The following is a 19,336-nucleotide window of genomic DNA, read 5'->3' as shown; positions in this document are numbered from 1 at the left end:
CGGATTGACCCCTCACTGCCTCAGTAGAGCTTCGCTATGCCGAAAGACCCACCCCGTCGGCATAGACATCCGATGATAGCCGGAGGTTCGTACGATGACGTCGTCCCTGCCCAGACGGCATGTGCTGGGCCTGGCGGCCGGAGCCGCCCTCGCACCGCTGGCCCTCTCCGCCACCGTCTCCCCTCGCCCCTCGGGGGCGTACGCCGCGACGGGCGCCGCCGCGGGCGCCGACTCGACCGCCACGGCGACGACCGTCCCCGACCCCGTCCCGGTCGCCCTGGACGCGTACTTCGACAACAACGGCATCGAGACCGCCACCGTGGGCGGGGCGGACTTCGACGGCTCGGGCTACTCCTTCCCCGGCGAGTACCTGCCCGCCGGGGCCACCACCGTCGACGGCGTGCCGTATGTCCTCGGCGCGCCGGGCGGGGACAACAACGTGGTGGCGCTCGGCCAGCAGCTGTCCCTCCCCCAGGGCCGTTACCTCAGCGGCCTCTTCCTGGTCGCCGGCAGCTACGGCGACGCCTCCGGCACCGTCACCGTCCACTACGCGGACGGCGGCACCAGCCAGGCCCCGCTCACCGCCCCGGACTGGTACTCCTCCGGCTCGGGCGCGCTCACCGCCCCCTTCCGCTACAAGCCGGACGGCAGCCAGGACCAGCACCCGGTGGCCGTCTCCGCGGTGGAGGTGTACTTCGACTCCGGGCGGGAGGCCGTCGCCCTCACCCTGCCCAGCACCGCGGCCCCGGCGGCCGGGGTGACCAGCCTTCACGTCTTCGCGCTGAGCCTGCAGCCGGTGGCGCAGGGCCGCGCCGTGCTGATCAGGTCCGCCGCCTCCACCACCAGCCTCCTCGGGGACGGCTGGAACGCCACCGCTCCGCAGACCGTGGAGGCGACCGTGGTGAACGCGGGCACGGTCTGGCTCACCCCGGCCGACCAGGTGCTGGTCACGGTCGAGACCGACGGGGCGCGCACCACCGTGCCGGCGCGGATATCCACCCTCGCGCCCGGCGAGGAGGCCCGGGTCCGGATCGGCATCGCCAACCGGGCCGGCACCGCGGCCGGCACCCAGGCGACCGGCACCGTGGAGGTCGACTCGGGCCGCGCCGGCCGGCTCGCCTCGCGCTCGACCGGCCTGATCCTCGGCGTGCCGGAGTACCAGCCCACCGACGCCTCGCTCACCACCCACCAGGCGCCGTACTGGTTCGACGACGCCAAGTTCGGCATCTTCATCCACTGGGGCGTCTACTCGGTGCCCGCCTGGGGCCCGGTCGGCAAGGAGTACGCCGAGTGGTACTGGGACCACATGCAGGACCCGAACGACCCGACCTACGCCTACCACGCGAAGACCTACGGCCAGGACTTCGCCTATGACGACTTCATTCCGCGCTTCACCGCGGCGAAGTTCGACCCGCGCGCCTGGGTACGGCTGATCGCCGAATCCGGCGCCGGATACTACGTGCTGACCTCCAAGCACCACGAGGGATTCGCGCTCTGGGATTCCAAGGTGACGGGGCGGAACGCGGTACAGCTCGGACCCAAGCGCGACCTGATCCGGGCGCTCTTCGACGCCTCCCGGGAGTACACCCCGCAACTGCGCAACGGGCTGTACTACTCGCTGCCGGAGTGGTTCAACCCCGACAATCCGTGGATGGGCCACGCGCCGCGCAATCCCTACACCCTGGATCCGGTCCCGTACACCGGATACACCGCCGGCAAGGACTACGTCGCGGACTACCAGACCAAGCAGGTCGAGGAACTCGTCGAGGGATACGACCCGGACGTCATCTGGTTCGACATCGGCGGCGTGAACGACAGCCGGAACACCATGGCCGAGTTCCTCAACCGGGCCAGGAACAGGGCCCGCCCGAAAGACGTCACCTACAACAACCGCGGCGGCATTCCCGACCACGACTTCACCACCCCCGAGTACACCACCTACGGAAACACGGTGGTGGCCAAGTGGGAGGCGAGCCGGGGTCTGGACCCGTTCTCCTACGGGTACAACTCGGCCACCCCGGACGCCTCCTACATGACGGCCGAGGCGGTGGTGCAGACGCTGGTCGACATCGTCAGCAAGAACGGCAACTTCCTGCTGGACATCGGCCCGCGGGCGGACGGCACCATCGCGGACGTGATGCAGCAGCGGCTGCGCGAGACCGGCGCCTGGCTGGCGGTCAACGGGGAGGCGATCCACGGCACCACGTACTGGACGCGGATGGCGCAGCTGGGCGACGCCCTGCGGTTCACCGTCCGGCAGACCGCCGAGGACCCGGCCTTCTACATTCACTCCTTCGAGCGGCCGGGCAGCACGCTGGTGGTGGAGGCACCGGTGCCGATCCGGTCCGGCGACCGGGTCACCCTCCTCGGCTACGGTGACCGGCCGCTGGACTGGTCGGTGGACTCGGCGGGATCGCTCACCGTCCAGGTGCCCAAGGCGGCGCGGGCCACCGGCCGGTACGCCTGGGTGTTCAAGATCGCCTGGCAGCGCTGAGCGCCCGGTAGAGGTCCCTGAGCAGGGCGATCTCGGCGGCATGGTGGAGGAGTTCCTGATTGACCCACCAGACGATGGTCAGGAAGGGGTCCTCAGGATCGCTGCCGTAGGGGTAGCTGCTCACCCCGATGGTGTCCAGGCTCTTCTCGTCCACGGCGAGCAGGGCCCGGCGCCAGGCGGCCGAGGCGGCGTCGAAGGCGGCCAGCCCGCCGGCCGCGTCACCGTGGAAGGTGTAGTCGTCGCGGGTGGCCGTCCGGCTGCCGGCGGTGTGGTCGGCGCGGACGGCGAGCATCTCGGAGAGATGGGCGAGCCGCCAGGCGATGGTGGTGAACGGGGGCGCGCCGGCCGGGTCCGGGGGCGCGGTGTCCCGGCCCCACACCCCGGCGCCGACCAGGCCGGTGGCCGCGGCACCCGGTCCGCTCGCCCTGCGGCGGAGGCTGAGGCAGTCGGGGACGGGCTCCCAGAGGTACTCCTCGTCGGTGATCGGCGGGACGGCCACCGGGACGCCGTTCCCGCTGTCCACGGTGGGTCCGGCGAGCCGGCGAACCAGGCGCTCGCGGGCGAAGTCGTACTGTTCGAGCAGCGGGACCAGGCGGGGCGGAAGCTCGGGGTCGGCCATGGGGAGCCCTCTTTTCACCGGGTGGGGCGGCTCCGAGGTGCCGAAGCCGGTGCCGGAGTCTGGGAGGCTACTGCGTCGGGGGGGGCGCGGGCCACAGGGTTTCCGAAGAGGCTGTCAGTGCCGGTGTCTATCCTTTGACCATGGAGAATCCCCCGCCCCGAACCGCCGTGACCGAGCGGGCGCAGCGGCTGGGCAGCCGACTGGACGCCTGGGTGGTCTACGCGCTGCCGCTGCTCTGGCTCGCCCTGCTGGTCGATGCGGTGCTGCGCGGGCGGCACGGCGGTGCGGCCTGGCCCGCGCTGGTGGCCGGGGCGCTGCTGCTGCTCAGCCTGGGGCTCTCCGCCCGGCGGATCCGGGCCCGGCGGCGGCGTGTCCGGCTGCGGGAGGACTGGCGCCTGATGTCGGACGCCCAGCGGTCGGAGGGTGGCGCGGCCGGCGCCGAGGAGATACCCAGCGGAGCGGTGGTCGGCGAGGGCTCCGAGGCCGGACGGTTCCACCCGGGACGGTAGGCGGTCGTGGTCGTTCCGGCGAGCGGCTGGCGGTGGTGAGCGGGTGCGCTGGTGAGGGGTAGCACCGCTTGGTACGCGCGCCGCCGTGCGCTCGCATGAGCCGTCGCACGCGCCTCCTCGGGCTCGCACGCCCCGACACACCCCACCAGCCCCACGCGCCCGACGGGGCGTCAATTACCGCACTGAGTAAGGAGATTGGCGCGTTTCCGGCCTCCGGCGAAGGCGCCTTGGGCTAGCATCGGCGGCGAAGGCCCGTCGATTCCCCGTGCGACGGGCCTTCGCTGTGTTCGAATACCCCGGGATGCCGTTCGCTCTGTGGCGTTCAAACGAGCAAACGATCCGACTATCCTTTCGCTTCGTCGTCGCTCGCACACGAAGGGATGGTCGGCGCGGATGAGAGAGCCCGTGGCCAAGCGGCAGGAGCGGGTGCTGGCCGCGGTGCGGTCCCGCGGTACGGCCCGGATCGCGGACCTGGCCGAGGAGTTGGGCGTCTCCGTGGTCACCGTCCGCCGGGACGCCGAGGAACTGGCCACCTCCGGCCGGCTGCGCCGGGGCCACGGCGTCGTCCACTCGCTGGAGTGCGTGCCGGAACCGGAGCCGGAGCCGAGGCCGGTCCCGGGACGACGGACGGGCCCCGGCTCCGCCTCGGCGCCCGACGCCCACGCCGAGGGGGTCCTGGCGATGGTGATCCCGGAGAACCACCGCTACCTCACCGCCACCGTGCAGGGTGCCCGCCGGACCGCCGCCGAGGCCGGGCTGCGCCTGCGACTTCACCTGGTGTCCGACGAGGCCGGTGCCGAGCAGGCGGCGGAGCAGGCCGCGGTCCGCCAGGCCCTGGCCGCGGGCCCGCGCGGGCTGCTGCTGACGCCGCACTGGCGCACCCCGGCCGAGGCCGTCTCGGACAAGGCCCCCGCCTGGCACGCCGAGCTGGACGTCCCGACCGTGCTGGTGGAACGCCGACCGGAGCGCTGGAGCCCGCTCTACGCCCTGGACTCGGTGCGCTCGGACCACGGCTACGGCGTCCAACTCGCCCTGGACCACCTGCTGATGCTCGGCCATCGGCGGATCGTGCTGGCCGCCCGGGACGACTCCCCTTCGGCCCGCTACATCCGCTCGGCCTTCACCGAGTCGACGATCCGCCTGGGCCTCGCCGACGGCTGCCAGGTGATCTCCAGCGTCCCCGGACCGTCAGGACCGGAAGCCCCAACCGCCCCGGCCGGCGGGCGCCGGGTCGATCTGGCGCGGGTGGTGCGCGAGTCGGGCGCCACCGCCGTACTGATCCACAACGACTCGGACGCCCTGATGCTGCTGCCGCAGCTCCAGGAGGCCGGGATCGACGTCCCCCGGGACTGCTCGGTGGTGACCTACGACGACGTCGTCGCCGACCTGGGCCCTCTCCCGCTCACCGCGGTCGCCCCGCCCAAGGCCGAACTCGGCCGGGTGGCGGCGGAGTTGCTGATCCGCCGGGCCGCCGCGGCCGCCGCGGGGGCGCGCCCCGAGCCGGCCCGGCACACCGAACTGCTGCCCTCCCTGGTGCTCCGGGAGTCGACCGCGCCCGCTCCGACTCGCTGATCGTTTGACCGTTTGATTTTTCTCCGTTCGCAATATTGACCCGCAATCGCTCACCCGAACAGGATGCTCCCGAGCCCGAGCGAAAACGCTTACTGGGGAGGATCCATGCCGCGGTGGTCGGCGAGACAGGCACCGGCCGGAAGCCGGCCGACGAGGCGTCGCCGGCGCCCGGGGCCGGGCGTGTTGGGCGTGCTGGGCGTGCTGGGCGCCGCCCTGGCCCTGCTGCTCACCGCCTGCGGCGGCGCCGCCGACAGCGTGCGCGCCCACGGCCCGGTCCACATCACCTTCTGGTCCGCACTGCGGGGCAGCCAGCAGGTGGTGGACGAGTTCAACCGCACCCACAGCGACGTCAAGGTCGACTTCGAGCAGATCCCCTCCGGCGCCAGCGGCGGCTACACCAAGCTCAGCAACGCCGCCCGGGCCGGCAACGCCCCCGACGTCGCCACCATCGAGTACCCCGAACTGCCCGGCTACGTCATCGACGGCGTGGCCCGCGATCTGGACCCGCTGATCCCCGCCGGGACCAAGGAGAAGTTCCAGCCGGCCGCCCTCGACCTGACCAGCTTCGGCGGGCACACCTACTCCCTGCCGCTGGACATCGAGCCGATGGTCTTCTACTACCGCAAGGACCTCTTCGCGAAGTACCACCTCACGGTGCCCACCACCTGGGCCGGGTTCAGGGCGACCGCCGAGCAGTTGCGGAAAGCCGCTCCGAAGGCCCGGCTGGCCAGCTTCTTCCCCAACCAGATGGGCGAGATCGCCGGACTCTCCTGGCAGGCCGGCGCCCAGTGGTTCGGCACCGCCCACGACACCTGGCAGCTCTCCATGGACGACGCCCCCACCCGCCGGGTCGCCGGCTACTGGCAGCGCCTCCTCGATCGGGACCTGGTCCGGGTCGAGGGCCAGTCCAGCCAGCAGTGGACGGCGGGCATCCAGTCCGGGGACACCGTCGGCTACATCGACGGCGCCTGGGCCGCCGGGGCACTGATGAAGTCCGACCCGCCCGGGAAGGGCCGGTGGGCGGTCGCCCCCCTCCCCCAGTGGGACCCGGCGCACCCCGCCGACGGCACCGAGGGCGGCTCCACCTTCACCGTCACCAAGGACAGCAGGCACCCCCGGCAGGCCATGGAGTTCATCCTCTGGCAGACCACCGACCCGGACGCGCTCAAGGCGCGCCTCTCCAGTGGCACGTCCAGCGCCTTCCCGGCCGTCCCGGCCCTGGTGCCGGTCGCCCAGCACGCCATGGACGACTCCTACTTCGGCGGCCAGGACATCTACGCCCAGTTCCAGAGGTCCGCGGCGACCGTCCGGCCGCAGTGGATGTGGGGCCCGCGGATGCTCGCCACCCTCAGCCAGGTGCAGACCGGCCTGGCCAGGGCCGCGGCCGGCAGCGGCACCATCGAGTCCGCGCTGAGAGCCGGCCAGGCGGCCACCCTGCCCGACCTCACCAGCGTCGGCCTCTCCGTCGACAGCCACTAGCCCGGCCGCCGGCCACGCCCGCCCCCTCCGTGGCCTGCCCCGGTCCCTCCACCCCGAGCCCGCTCCACTCCCCCCGGTCCGCTCCACTCCACCCCAGTCCGCTCCACTCCCCCCAGTCCGCTCCAGTCCGCCCGACATCCGACACCCGACTCCCGATACCCAGCCACTCACGAGATGAGGTGACCCGTGAGCACAGCGGTCTCCAGCGACGCGGCCGCCGCCCGGCCCCCCGACAGAACCGGCACGGCCGCGGCCGGTGCCCACGGCGGCCGGCGCAGCCGCCGCGCCCGCACCACCAGGCGCCAGCAGCGCACCGCCGCCGCCCTGCTGATCGGCCCCTTCGGGATCCTGATGGCGCTGGTCTTCCTGGTGCCGCTGGTCTACGCGATCGTGCTCAGCCTGTTCACCGTCGACCACCACGGCCTCGGCTTCGGCAACGGGCACACCGTCTTCACCGGGCTGCGCAGTTACGCGGCCGTTCTGACCGACCCCACCTTCGCCTCCGGCTTCGGCGTCATCGGGCTCTTCCTGGTGATCGAGGTACCGGTGCTGGTGATCGTCTCGCTGGGGCTCGCCCTGCTGCTGGACTCCGGCATGGTGCGGCTCCGCCGCACCGCCCAGCTCTTCCTCTTCCTGCCGCACGCGGTCCCCGGCATCATCGCCGCCCTGATCTGGTTCTACCTCTACACCCCAGGGGTCAGCCCGGTGGTCCGGGCACTCAGCGGGACCGGCCTGAGCGTCGACTTCCTCGGCATCCACCTGGTGCTGCCGTCCCTCGTCAACGTCGTGCTGTGGAACGGGCTCGGCTACAACATGGTGATCTTCTACGCCGCGCTGCAGGCCATCCCCCGCGAGGTGATCGAGGCCTCGGTGCTGGACGGCGCGAGCGCCTGGCGGACCGCGCTCCGGGTCAAGATCCCGATGGTGCGGGCCACGGTGGTCCTGGTGGTGATGTTCGCCGTGATCGCCGCCCTGCAGCTGTACACCGAGCCGACCCTCTTCAACCAGACCGACGCGCTGGTCTCCTCCCGCTACACCCCCAACATGTACATCTACGACGCCGCCTTCGACCGGCAGAACTACGGGCTCTCCTCGGCCGCGGCGGTCATCCTGCTGGTCGTCAGCTGCGTCCTGTCGTACGCGGTGACACGCTGGAGCAACCGAGGGGAGGACCGGAAGTGACGACCCTTCAGGCGCCCACCGCGACCAGACGCCCCACCGAGGGGCGCGGCGGCGGTCAGCGCGGCCACGGCCGCGGACTGGTCGGCCGCCCCGCCGCCAACGTGATCGTCCTGATCGCCGCGCTCTACACCCTTCTCCCCGTGCTGTGGCTGCTGCTCGCCGCGACCAAGAACACCACCGCGCTCTTCGGCAGCAAGCTCTTCTCCTTCGGCCAGTTCTCGCTCTGGCACAATCTCGCCGCGCTCTTCTCCCAGGACGGCGGGGTCTACGGCCACTGGTACCTCAACAGCCTCCTCTACGCGGTGCTGGGGGCCGGCCTCGGCTCGCTGATCAGCGTCAGCGCCGGCTACGCCTTCGACAAGTACGCCTTCCGCGGCAAGGAGAAGGCCTTCGGCCTGGTGCTGGTCGGGGTGATGGTGCCGCAGACCGTGCTGGCCCTGCCGCTCTACCTGGTGGCCTCCTCGGTGCACCTGGTCAACACGTTCTGGGCGGTCTTCGTCCCGGTGCTGTTCAACCCGTTCGGGGTCTACCTCGGCCGCGTCTTCGCCGCCGGCTACGTCCCCGGCGAGGTGCTGGAGGCCTCCCGGATGGACGGTGCCGGGGAGATCAGGACCTTCCTCCGGGTCGCCCTGCCGATGCTCGGCCCGGGGTTCGTCACCGTCTTCCTCTTCCAGCTGACCGCGATCTGGAACAACTTCTTCCTGCCGATGGTCATGCTCTCGAACCAGAACCTCTACCCCCTCAGCCTCGGCCTCTTCACCTGGAACAGCCAGGCCACGGTCACCCCCGACGACTACCCCCTGGTCGTCACCGGTTCGCTGCTCGCGGTGGTCCCCCTGATCGCCGCCTTCGTCCTCCTCCAGCGCTTCTGGAGGTCCGGCATCACCGCAGGGAGTGTGAAGTAATTTGAACCCCGGCAGGATCCGCGCCGTCGCCGCGATGCGCGGCGAGGTCTTCGGTCAGCTCTTCCCGCCCACCGAACTGGCGCGGCTGAGAGAGCTGGTGGAGTTGACCTCGGAGGAGGCGCTGAGCGGGTTCGGGACTCCGGAGGCCCGGAAGGCCCTGGGCGAGGCCGAGTTGCTGATCACCGGGTGGGGTTGCCCCCCGGTGGACGCCGAGGCGCTGGCCGCGGCGCCGCGGCTGCGGGCGGTGGTGCATGTGGCCGGTACGGTGCGCAACCACATCACCGAGGCCTGCTGGGAGCGGGGGCTGCGGGTGAGCACGGCGGCGGCGGCGAACGGGGTGCCGGTCGCCGAGTACACCCTGGCGATGATCCTCCTCAGCCAGAAGCGGGTGCTCGAATCGGCCCGCGCACTGCGTACCGAGCATCGCCGCCCCGCCTGGACGGCGGATCCCCGGCTCGGCAACTTCCGCCGTACGGTGGGGATTCTGAGCGCCTCGGGGATCGGCCGGCGGGTGATCGGGCTGCTGCGCCCGCACGATCTGGAGGTGCTGCTCCACGACCCCTTCGTGTCGCCGGAGGAGGCCGAGCGGCTGGGCGCCCGCGCGGTGGGGATCGAGGAGCTGTTCGCGGTCTCCGACACGGTGAGCGTCCACACTCCGCTGCTGCCGCAGACGGTGGGGCTGGTCAGCCGGGAGCTGCTGGCGCTGATGCCGGACGGGGCCACGCTGATCAACACCGCCCGGGGCGCGGTGGTCGACCAGGAGGCGCTCACCGCCGAGTTGCTCTCCGGCCGGCTCCGCGCGGTCCTGGACGTCACCGTCCCGGATCCGCTGCCGCCCGGGTCGCCGCTGTACGGTTGCCCGAACGTGCTGCTCACCCCGCATGTCGCCGGCTCCCTGGGCGGGGAGTTGCTGCGGATGACCGAGCTGGCGCTGGGCGAGATCGAGCGTCTCGCCCGGGGCGAGGAGTTCGCCCACCGGATTCGCCGCGAGGACCTGGGGAGGACCGCGTGAACCAGCCGATGGACCAGGCGACGGGTCAGCCGATGGATCAGCAGAAGGGACGGCCGGGCCGGCCGCAGGGCCGGCCGACGGAGCGTCACGCCCTCGGCCCCGCCCGGCCGCTGCCCTTCCCGATGCCGGCCGAGGACCGCGAGTCGAGCCCGTACACCGGATGGACGCTGGGGCACTGGAAGGCGCTGGCGGACGGCCTGCTGGGCGCGGCCTGGCGGTACGCCTCCCCCGGCTGCGCCCTGCTGGACCTGCCGGGCCGCCCGTCCCGCTCGGGCCCCCGCTCGGACGGCCTGGAGGGCTACGCCCGGACCTTCCTGATGGCGGCCTTCCGGGCGGCCGGCGACCCGGCGTACGCGGCCGCCGATCCCGACCGCCTGCTGGAGCGGTACACCGCGGGTGTGGTGGCCGGCACCCGCGCCCCCGGCCGGGACGACGCCGAATCCTGGCCGCTGATCCGCGATCACATGGTCTTCGGTCAGCCGATGGTGGAGTCCGCCTCGGTCGCCCTGGGCCTGCGGCTGACCGCGCCCTGGACCTGGGAGCGGATGTCCGGCGACGAGCAGGACCGCGCCGAGGCCTGGCTGCGGGACGCCCTGCGGCACCAGCCGCCGCCCAACAACTGGTATCTCTTCCCCTATACGGTGGCCGGCTTCCTGGAGTCGGTGGGCCGCGGCGACGCCCGGACCGCGCACGCCATCGAGCGCGGCCACGGCCTGCTGGACGACTGGTACCGCGGCGGGGGCTGGTACACGGACGGCGACGGCGCCGCCTTCGACCACTACAACGGCTGGGCCCTCCACCTCTATCCGCTGCTCCACGCCCACCTGTCCAAGGACCAGGAACTGCTGGAGCGGTACGGCTCCCGGCTCGCCGAGTTCCTGGAGGGCTTCGGGCTGCTCTTCGACGCCGACGGCGCGCCCGTCCACCAGGGCCGTTCGCTCACCTACCGGTTCGCCGCGGGCGCGGCGATCGCGGTCGGCGCGCTGGTCGGGCATACCCCGCTGGCGCCGGGGGCCTCCCGCCGGATCCTCAGCGCGGCGGCCCGCTACTTCCTGGACCGGGGCGCGCTCAGCCCGCACGGCCTGCTGACCCTTGGCTGGCACGGCCCCCACGAGTCCACCCTCCAGCCGTACTCCGGGCCGGCCTCGCCGTACTGGGCGTCGAAGGCGTTCGCGGCCCTGCTGGTGCCGGCGGACGATCCGCTGTGGACGGCGGTCGAGGAGCCCCCCGAGGAGGGCGACCGGACGGCGGTGCTGGCCGCCCCCAACTGGCTGGTGCAGCGCACCGGTTCGGACGGCCTGGTGCGGCTGCACAACCACGGTGCGCACAAGTACCGTCCGGGGGACGGCGAGCGGCATCCGGGCGATCCGCTGTACGCGCGGCTGGCGTACTCCACCCGGTCCGGGCCGACCAGCGCGGCGAACGTGCCGGACAACCACATCGGGGTGGAGTGGCGGGGCCGGATGCTCAGCGCCCGGCCGCGGGTCCATCCGCTCGGCAACGGCCCGCACTGGGCGGCCTCCTGGCACCGGCCGCGCTTCCCGGAGGGCGGGCCGGTGCTGCCCTCCGCGCGGATCGAGTCGCTGGTGCTGGTGCGGGGCGCGGTGGAGCTGCGGGTGCACCGGCTGCTCGGCTTCGAGCCGGAGACGGTGGTGCGGGCCACCGGCTGGGCGGTGGACTGCGTCCCCGAGCGGCAGGCCGGCCCGTCCGAGGCGGGTGAACTCACCGTGCGCGGCGCCGAGGTGACGGGCCGTCTGCTGGGGCTGCTGGGCTGGTCGGGGGCGGACCTGGTGCGCGCCCCGCAGGGAACGGCCTATGGCGACTGGGCGCTCGTCCCGCGCCTGACCGGGTCGACCGCCGCCGAGCCGGCGGGCGAGGGCGGGACGGTGCTGGCCGAACTGGCCTGTCTGAGCTCCGACCCCGCGCAGCCGCCGCTGGCCGGGTCGGCGAGCGCGGAGGCGATACCGGGCGGCCTGCGGGTCCGGTGGGCGGAGGACGGCTCGGCCACCGAGATCCGCTTCTCCGCGGAGGGGCCGTCGGTCACCGCGATCCACTAGGGCCTGTCTCCCGGCCGCCTCGCGCGATGACTCCGTTGCGGATGTCCCGTTCGAGCGGCCGGCCGGCCTCCCGGTCGGCGAGGATGGAGGCGCCCACGTCGGCCGGGTAGGCGCGGAAGTCGTCGAGGATCTCCTGCGGAACCTCCTCGCCCAGCTCCGCTCCTTCGGCTCGGGCGACCGCGAGGCACTCCCGCAGGTAGTCCAGGGACAACCGGCCGATGTCGGCGCGGCCGAACATCCCGGATCGACGGCCGCTGAGGACCATCAACCCGGCCACCGCGTTCCGCAGCAGCTTCCGCCACGCCAGGGACGTGAAGTCGGCGGCCAGGTCGACCGAGCTCCGAGCTCCGAGCTCCGAGCTCCGAGCTCCGAGCACCGAGCACCGTGCACCGGGTGCCGCGCAGCGCCCCGAGCAGGCTGCCCGGGCCGGACCACGCCGCCGACCATCGTTTTCGGGTGGCGCCCCGCCCCGGCTTCTCCCGAGGCACCGTTCACGGAGAGCGCGCGGAAGGCGGGTCGCGCGGAACCGCGGCGGGTGCCGGGCTCATCCCGCGATGGGCACCCTCGCTCCCTCCCGAAGGAACACGGGGATGCGGTGGGCCGGGGCGTCGGCGGTGACAGTGGTGCCGCCGGCGTGCTGGGCGCCGGTCCAGGCATCCGTCCACTCGCAGCCCTGCGGCAGGTAGACGTCGCGGGCGGTCGTGCCGGGAGAGAGCACTGGTGCGACGAGGACGTCGGGGCCGAGCAGGAACTGGTCCTCGACGGTCCACGCGTGTGCGTCGGTGGGGAAGTCCAGGAACAGTGGGCGCATCGGCGGGATGCCCTGCTCGTGTGCCACCCGCAGCTGCTCGTTCAGGTAAGGGCGGATGCGTTCGCGCAGCCGCAGGCTGTCCACGATCGCGGGGTAGGCCTCCTCGCCGTAGGACCACACCTCGTTGGGCCCGCCCGTCATCTCCGGGCCGAACGGGGTGCGCGGGTCGCGGTGCCCATGCAGCCGGAACAGCGGGCAGAACACGCCGTACTGGAACCATCGCACCATCAGCTCGCGGTATTCGGGCGAGTCCGGGTCGCCGCCGTGGAAACCGCCGATGTCGGTGGTCCACCACGGGACACCGGAGAGCGCGACGTTGAGCCCGGCGCGCACCTGGGTGCGCAGGGACTCCCAGGTCGCCCCGATGTCACCGGACCAGAGCGCCACACCGTAGCGCTGGCTGCCCGCCCACGCGGATCGGCACAGGAGCACGACCTCGTCATCGCCCTGCGCGGCCATCCCCTCGTGGAAGGCGCGCGCGTGCGCCATGGGGTACAGATTGGCGACCTCCCCACCGGTCCCGGCATGGAAGCGCAGGTTCTGGGGGTGCCCCGGCTGGATCTCGGGTTCGCAGGCGTCGAGCCACCACACCCGTACGCCGTGGTCGTAGTAGTTGCGCTTGACGGTGTCCCAGAGGAACTCGCGGGCCGAGGGATTGGTGGGGTCGTAGAAGGCGACCGGCATCTCGGTGCCGAAACCCTTGTCCTTCCACGGTGCGTGGAACGGCACTCCCTGCTCGGTAGCGGTCAACAGGCCTTCGTCGAGCATGTGCCGGTAATTCTCGGACAGCGGGCTGACCGAGGGCCAGACGGACACCATCAGCCGCACGCCCAGTCGGTCCAGTTCGGCGATCATGCCGTCGGGATCGGGCCATTCGGTCTCGTCGAAGCGCCAGTCACCGAGGTGGGTCCAGTGGAAGAAATCGGTGACGACCACCGACAAGGGCAGTCCGCGTCGTTTGTGCTCGCGGACCACGGACATCAGCTCATCCTGCGTGCGGTAGCGCAGTTTCGACTGCCAGAACCCGCCGGCCCAGTCCGGCAGCATCGGCGGGTGTCCGGTCGCGTCGGCGTAGTTCGCGAGTATCCCGGTGGGGGCGGCCGCGGTGGTGATCCAGTAGTCCACCTGGCGCGCGCTGTCGGCGACCCAGCGCGTGCCGTTGTCCGCCAGTTCGACCCGGCCGACCGCAGGCAGGTTCCACAGGAATCCGTAGCCACGGCTGGAGAGCAGGAACGGGATCGAGACCTCGGCGTTGCGCTGCACGAGATCCAGGACCATGCCCTTCTGGTCGAGCCGGCCATGCGCGTGCTGCCCGAGCCCGTACAGCTTCTCGTCGTCGTAGGCGGCGAACCGCTGTTCCAGCCGCGCGTATCCGTTGCCGTTGGAGGAGAACAACCGCGCACCGGGCCACCAGAAATGCGCCCGCTGTTCTGCCAGCAGCTCCTCGCCGGTCTCAGTGCGCACATACCGGACCAGCGCGCTCGGACCGGTGTCGGACTCGGCTACCTCGACGACCGCGGTGAGTGCCCCGTTGACGACACGGGCGACATCGCCCTCCACCGTCGCCTTGGCCTCGACGGGGTTCGCCGGCAGCAAGGCACCCGGGATCTCGTCGAGGATCGTGTGCTGCGCCGCCCGGACCCGGAAGCTGTCTGCACCCCATGGTTCGATGCGCAGGATCTCGTGCTGCACGGTCACTTCGAGGGCACGGCCGCCCTCAACTATGCTGATCAAAGTCACTACCTCTGAGTCGAAGCGCTTCAATTCCGCTGGGGTTGAACGATGGAGCCACGCGATAGGTAACCGCGCGCCGGTATCAGAGCCGGTCAGCCGGCAGAGAGCGAGGACTCCCTGACGGCGAGCTCCGGCGCGATCAGGGTGGTGCCCGCGGTCGGCCGGCCGGACAGATGCGCCATGACGAGTTCGAGGGCGCCGCGCCCCATCCTCTCCGCGGGGATCGAGACGCTGGTGAGTTGTGGGGAGGACTGCAGCGCGACGGACTCGGGGCAGATCGCGACCACCGAGGCGTCCTCCGGCACGACCCGGCCGAACTGCCGCAGCAGCGTCAGCAGCGGTCGGATGGCGGCCTCGTTCTGCACGACGAAACCACTGGTCTCCGGCCGTTCCTCGAGAATGCGCGTCAACACGCCGGCGGTTGACTCGAAAGTGCCCTCGCAGGGCCGGTGCACGGCGCGCACACCGCGAGCGCGTGCCCGCTGACGGAAGCCCTCCAGGGTGCGGGCCGCGAAGCCGGTGCGCCTCTGGTAGACGCTCCTGCTCTCACCGATCAGCGCGATGTCACGATGTCCGAGATCGGCGAGATGGTCGGCGCATGCCGCGCCGGTCGCCTCGAAATCCAGGTCGATGCACGTCAGATCCGCCGTGTCGGAGGGGAGTCCGATCAGGACGGCCGGCATCGAGGCCTCGCGAAGCACCGGGATGCGCTTGTCGTCGAGCTCGACGTCCATCAGGATGATCGCGTCGGCGAGCCCTGTCCCCGCCACCCGGCGCACCCCGTCCGGCCCCTCCCCTCCGGTCAGCAGCAGGATGTCCTGGCCGTGTGCGCGCGCGGTGGCGGCGATGGCCATCACGATCTCCATGATCACCGGCACGTACATGTCGCTGCGCAGCGGCACCATGAGCGCGATGACGTTGGACCGGCTCGACGCCAGCGCCCTCGCACTGGCGTTGGGGTGGTAGCCCAGCTCGGTGACCGCCCGCAGCACGCGGTCCTGCGTCGCCTGCGAGATCGAGCGTTTGCCGCTGATCACATACGACACGGTGCTCGCCGATACGCCGGCACGGGCGGCCACTTCGGCCAGGGTCACCATCGCTCCTCCTCGGGGCGGCTTGGGATCGGCCCCTGAGGGCGCACGCAGATGAAGCGCTTCGATTCTACAGACATCAGCCTTTGATCGCTCCGGTGAGGGCGCCTTTGGCGAAATGCTTCTGAACGAACGGGTAGCAGATCAGAATGGGGACGAGCGTCAGGACGACCACGGCCATCTGCAGTGACAACGGTGCCGGCTGCGCATGACCCGCGAGGGCCGATGCGCCGGCCCCGGGCATGCTCGCGCCCTGGTTGACGTATTCGTAGAGGACATACTGGATAGGCCATTTACTGTTGTCCGCGGGCATGTACAGCAGCACGTTGAACCAGTTGTTCCAGTAGGTGACCCCGTAGAACAGGGCCATCACCACGTTCACGGCCTTCGACGTGGGCAGTACCACCGACCACAGGATCCGCCAGTCACCGGCACCGTCGATCTTCGCAGCGTCGATCAGGTCGCGGGCGGTGTTCATGTAGAAGCCCCTGATGATCAGGATGTTGAACACCGACACCGCGGTGGGCAGGATCAGTGCCCAGTACTGGTCGTAGCCGTGGAAGAGGTTGGCCACGACGATGAAGGTGGGGATCAGGCCACCGCTGAAGAACATGGTGGCGATGAAGGTCATCAGGATCGCGCGATGCCCGAAGGAGTGCTGCCGGGACAGGCCGTACGCGCACAGGACGGACACCGCCATGGAGATCAGCGTGCCGACGGCGGTGAGCAGCAGAGCGATGACGACGGCGCGGGTCACCACGCCTCCGTCGAGCATCTGCCGGTAGGCCTCGTCGGTGAGGCCGTGCGGCACGACGACGATGCCGCCGGCGATGTTGATCGAGGCCTCGGTGGAGAAGCTGGTGATCACCACGCAGTAGAGCGGGAACAGGACGAGGCCCAGCACGACAGAGAGGCTCAGACCCTTCCCGAACTGCCCGAGGATGCTGGGCTTCTCCTCCCAGGCGGGGCGTTCGGCGGTTCGGGGCCTCGTGCGGAGCCGGACCAGGAGGGGCGCTGTCACCTGCTCCTCCTGTACAGCCCGTCCTCGCCGAAGTAGTGCGCGAGCTTGTTCGCCGCGAGGATGAGGATCAACGAGACCACCCCCTTGAAGAGACCGGCCGCAGTGCCGAGCCCGTAGTTGTTGGCGATGACGCCGTAGTAGTACGCATAGGTGTCGAGCACTTCGGACGCACCGGAGCCGACCGCGTTGCGCTGGATCAAAAACTGTTCGAACCCGACGGTCAGTGCGTTGCCCAGGCGCAGCACCAGCATCAGCACGATGACCCCGCGCATGCCGGGCAGCGTGATGTGCCACATCCGACGCCAGCGTCCGGCACCGTCGGCCGCGGCGGCCTCGTACAGGTTCGGGTCGATCGCGGCGATGGCGGCCAGGAAGACGATGATCCCCCAGCCGGCCTCCTTCCACACGGCCTGCGCGGTGACCAGGTACTTGAAAGCACCTGGGTCGGTCATGATGTTCCAGACCCCCATGTCGTTGAGCCGCAGTACGTGGTTCAACAGGCCCGCGCCGCCGAGCATCTCCTGGAAGAGGGTGACCACGAGGACCCAGGAGAAGAAGTGCGGCAGGTACACCACCGCCTGGAAGAAGGAGCGGAGTTTGGTGCTCAGCACAGAATTGAGCATGATCGCGAGAGCGATCGGAACCGGGAAGAACAGCACCAGCTGGACAAGACTGAGGACCAGTGTGTTCTCGAACGCGTGCCAGAAATTGGAGTCGCTGAACAGCTGCTGGAAGTTCGCCAGGCCCGCCCACGGGCTGTGGAAGAAACCGGAGAGGTAGTCGTAGAACTGAAACGCCGTCACCGCACCGAACATCGGCAGATAGTTGAAGGCGATGATCAGCGCCAGCGCCGGCACCGTCATAATGATCAGAGTCCGGTCGCGGCGCAGCCGCAGGCGCCAGTTCAGCCTCTGGTCCGTCGCTCGATCGCGCCGACGGCCCTTCCGCTTCTTCTCCGGGCTCGGGGTGCCGGCGGACCCCGTCTCACGGTCCGTGGTGAATGCGCTCATTGCCCGGTACCGTACTTGTCGAGGACGTTCTTCTGATACCAGTCCACCATCGCGCCGCCGCCGCTGGACTTCCACGTCCGCACGGCGCTCTTGAAGTCGGCTACCGTCTTGGTGCCGCAGGTCACCTGGGTGATGATGTCGTTCACCTGCTGAGCGGTGGAAGCACTGGAGAAGCGCGTGGGCGGGGTCGCGTTGATGTCCCAGAACACCGGCTTGCGGGCGTACTTGACGGCGTGCGCCACCCATGCGCAGTAACCCCTGGTCACGGAGTCGTAGCCAGGACTGTTGACATGGCTCTCCGGTGCGGACAGGAACTGGTAGGTCGGCTGGGAGCAGTCCCGCTGGCCGGTCGCCGTGTATGCCGGGCCGTTAGCGGACTTGGTCCAGTGCACGCCCTCGACTCCGAAGTTGATCAACTGGTATTCGATGGATCCGAACGGGGCCGCGAGATAGTCCGCTATTCGCAGGCACTCCTCGATCTGCGCAGAGGAGAGGCGCCTGTTGAGGTAACTGACGATGCCCGTGGAGGGACCCAGCTCGATCGTCGGGGTCGAGCCGTCGGAGGAGAAGAGCTTGAACGCACCACGCTGATAGCGCGGATTCGCGGCCTGGCCCTGCCGGGCGTCCGACACGTTCCACTGACCCGGCCCGTCCGCTGTCACCAGCACGTTGCCGCTGTAGAAGCGCTGGGTCTTGTTGCTGGTGTCGTTCGCCAGCGCACTGGGATGCATGTAGCCGGACTTCGCGAGCCTGTACGCGAATTCGAGCGCGGCCTCCGTCCTGGGTGATTCGAAGGCATGGACCAACTTGCCGCTGTCGACGTAGAAGCCGGTGGGCGCACCGAACATCTGCTGGATCATCAGCCAGAGCTGGTCGAAGGCCCATACGTTGGACGCGGGCGCGCTCAGCTCCGCACCCAGATGCAGCAGGTCGTCGGTGGACCTGACGTCGTCGGGGTTGACGCCCCGGGCGTCGAAGACGTCCTTGCGGTAGAAGAGCGCACTGTGGAACGCGTCCCCCTGGGCGAAGCACGGCAAGCCGTACAGCTTCCCCTCCCAGGCCCCGGCCTTCCAGCCGCCTGTCGAGATCGCCGCGAGGTTCGGATACTTCCTGATGTTGCTGCCCGACAGGTACGGGGTCAGGTCGGCGAACCTCGTCGCGGCCAGCGCACCTACGTTGAAGTTGGTGTTCCACTGGCTCGGCAGCTGGATCCAGTCCGGCAGCTTGTCCCCGGCGACCAGCGTCGGAATGGTGGTGTCATAGGTGTTTCCGTTGGCCGGCTGCAGGTCGATGGTCGCGCCGAGCGCCTTGTTGACGGCCCGGTAGTACGCATTGCCGGCCGGAGGTATGGCACCCCACAGCGGCGTGATCGCACTGTAGGAGCCGCCCGCGCCGGGCGTCTTGCTCACCGCCCTGACGAGGTGGGCGGGGTAGTTCAGGTATCCCGGCTCGGTGACGGCGCCGTTCGCACCGGTCACGCTCGGGATGTCGGGCTTCACTCCACCGGTGAGCGGTACGTGGTCGGGGAGCACCGCGGCGAGCCCGGAGGTGCTCACACCGCCGCCGGCGCCACCCCCGTCACCGCAGGCGGCGAGCAGTGGCGTGGTGAGCGCCGTGAGGCCCACCCCGAGCGCGGAGGCGCGTAGGAAACCCCGGCGGCTTAGTCCTGTGCGGTCTGTTCCCATGGTTCTGAACCCTTCTCCTCGTTGAGAGGTTCGATGACCTGGTGCTGCGGGATGCCGATCTCCGGAGGACCCCAGCAGAATCGGCGAAGACTGTGGTGGCGCGCTGTCGAAGCGCTTAAATTTGGCCGTACGCTACACGCCGGGAAGGCGCCACA

The 19,336-nt window shown here is 70.7% G+C and carries 15 protein-coding genes; 8 read left to right on the top strand and 7 right to left on the bottom strand.

Features of this window, described 5'->3' with window-relative positions:
• Positions 1-94: 94 nt before the first annotated feature.
• Positions 95-2,494 carry an alpha-L-fucosidase gene (locus BS73_RS02765; RefSeq protein ID WP_084703717.1) on the top strand — a complete coding sequence of 800 codons (2,400 nt, stop codon included), beginning with the start codon at positions 95-97 and terminating at the stop codon, positions 2,492-2,494.
• On the opposite strand, the gene BS73_RS02760 is transcribed toward BS73_RS02765, so the two are convergent.
• Positions 2,472-3,113 carry a DinB family protein gene (locus BS73_RS02760; protein ID WP_037568893.1) on the bottom strand — a complete coding sequence of 214 codons (642 nt, stop codon included), beginning with the start codon at positions 3,111-3,113 and terminating at the stop codon, positions 2,472-2,474. The two genes, BS73_RS02765 and BS73_RS02760, sit on opposite strands and share 23 nt — an antisense overlap.
• Positions 3,114-3,253: 140 nt before the next feature.
• Here BS73_RS02760 and BS73_RS02755 point away from each other — a divergent pair, with 140 nt between their 5' ends.
• The 7 genes from BS73_RS02755 to BS73_RS02725 all read left to right on the top strand — a co-directional run bounded on the left by BS73_RS02755 (position 3,254) and on the right by BS73_RS02725 (position 11,829).
• On the top strand, positions 3,254-3,622 hold the full coding sequence (locus BS73_RS02755; protein ID WP_152617482.1) for a hypothetical protein: 369 nt from the start codon (positions 3,254-3,256) through the stop codon (positions 3,620-3,622).
• A gap of 393 nt (positions 3,623-4,015) precedes the next feature.
• Positions 4,016-5,194 carry a LacI family DNA-binding transcriptional regulator gene (locus BS73_RS02750; RefSeq protein ID WP_037568890.1) on the top strand — a complete coding sequence of 393 codons (1,179 nt, stop codon included), beginning with the start codon at positions 4,016-4,018 and terminating at the stop codon, positions 5,192-5,194.
• Positions 5,195-5,383: 189 nt separating this feature from the next.
• Positions 5,384-6,673, top strand: a complete 1,290-nt coding sequence (locus tag BS73_RS02745) for an ABC transporter substrate-binding protein (RefSeq protein WP_407674957.1) — start codon at positions 5,384-5,386, stop codon at positions 6,671-6,673.
• Between the two features lie 186 nt (positions 6,674-6,859).
• Positions 6,860-7,855, top strand: a complete 996-nt coding sequence (locus BS73_RS02740) for a carbohydrate ABC transporter permease (RefSeq protein ID WP_037568886.1) — start codon at positions 6,860-6,862, stop codon at positions 7,853-7,855.
• Between the two features lie 77 nt (positions 7,856-7,932).
• On the top strand, positions 7,933-8,760 hold the full coding sequence (locus BS73_RS02735; protein WP_037569605.1) for a carbohydrate ABC transporter permease: 828 nt from the start codon (positions 7,933-7,935) through the stop codon (positions 8,758-8,760).
• Between the two features lie 34 nt (positions 8,761-8,794).
• Positions 8,795-9,772 carry a hydroxyacid dehydrogenase gene (locus tag BS73_RS02730; RefSeq protein ID WP_051939384.1) on the top strand — a complete coding sequence of 326 codons (978 nt, stop codon included), beginning with the start codon at positions 8,795-8,797 and terminating at the stop codon, positions 9,770-9,772.
• Between the two features lie 122 nt (positions 9,773-9,894).
• Entirely contained in the window at positions 9,895-11,829 is a 1,935-nt protein-coding gene (locus BS73_RS02725; protein ID WP_037569603.1) for a DUF2264 domain-containing protein, read from the top strand.
• On the opposite strand, the gene BS73_RS02720 is transcribed toward BS73_RS02725, so the two are convergent.
• The 6 genes from BS73_RS02720 to BS73_RS02695 all read right to left on the bottom strand — a co-directional run bounded on the left by BS73_RS02720 (position 11,813) and on the right by BS73_RS02695 (position 19,181).
• Positions 11,813-12,205, bottom strand: coding sequence for a ketopantoate reductase C-terminal domain-containing protein (locus BS73_RS02720; protein ID WP_084703714.1), 393 nt, complete (start codon positions 12,203-12,205; stop codon positions 11,813-11,815). The genes BS73_RS02725 and BS73_RS02720 overlap by 17 nt on opposite strands.
• A gap of 168 nt (positions 12,206-12,373) precedes the next feature.
• Positions 12,374-14,380 (bottom strand): glycoside hydrolase family 31 protein, encoded by a 2,007-nt coding sequence (locus tag BS73_RS02715; RefSeq protein ID WP_235215254.1) that lies wholly within the window; start codon positions 14,378-14,380, stop codon positions 12,374-12,376.
• 86 nt (positions 14,381-14,466) lie between these two features.
• A complete protein-coding gene (locus tag BS73_RS02710) occupies positions 14,467-15,471 on the bottom strand; it encodes a LacI family DNA-binding transcriptional regulator (RefSeq protein ID WP_037568880.1) in 1,005 nt (334 codons plus the stop codon).
• Between the two features lie 73 nt (positions 15,472-15,544).
• Complete coding sequence (locus BS73_RS02705; RefSeq protein ID WP_037568879.1) at positions 15,545-16,486, bottom strand: carbohydrate ABC transporter permease; 942 nt, start codon at positions 16,484-16,486, stop codon at positions 15,545-15,547.
• The gene (locus BS73_RS02700; protein ID WP_051939176.1) at positions 16,483-17,496 is read right to left on the bottom strand and encodes an ABC transporter permease; all 1,014 of its coding nucleotides are present in this window, start codon (positions 17,494-17,496) and stop codon (positions 16,483-16,485) included. Before BS73_RS02700 ends, BS73_RS02705 begins: the two co-directional genes overlap by 4 nt.
• Positions 17,493-19,181 (bottom strand): ABC transporter substrate-binding protein, encoded by a 1,689-nt coding sequence (locus BS73_RS02695; RefSeq protein WP_037568877.1) that lies wholly within the window; start codon positions 19,179-19,181, stop codon positions 17,493-17,495. The genes BS73_RS02700 and BS73_RS02695 overlap by 4 nt, the downstream gene beginning before the upstream one ends.
• Positions 19,182-19,336: the final 155 nt, after the last annotated feature.

The organism is Phaeacidiphilus oryzae TH49, from assembly GCF_000744815.1.
GTDB lineage: Bacteria > Actinomycetota > Actinomycetes > Streptomycetales > Streptomycetaceae > Phaeacidiphilus > Phaeacidiphilus oryzae.
Note: the sequence above shows the minus strand (reverse complement) of the source record. Positions and strands in the feature narration are given on the sequence as shown.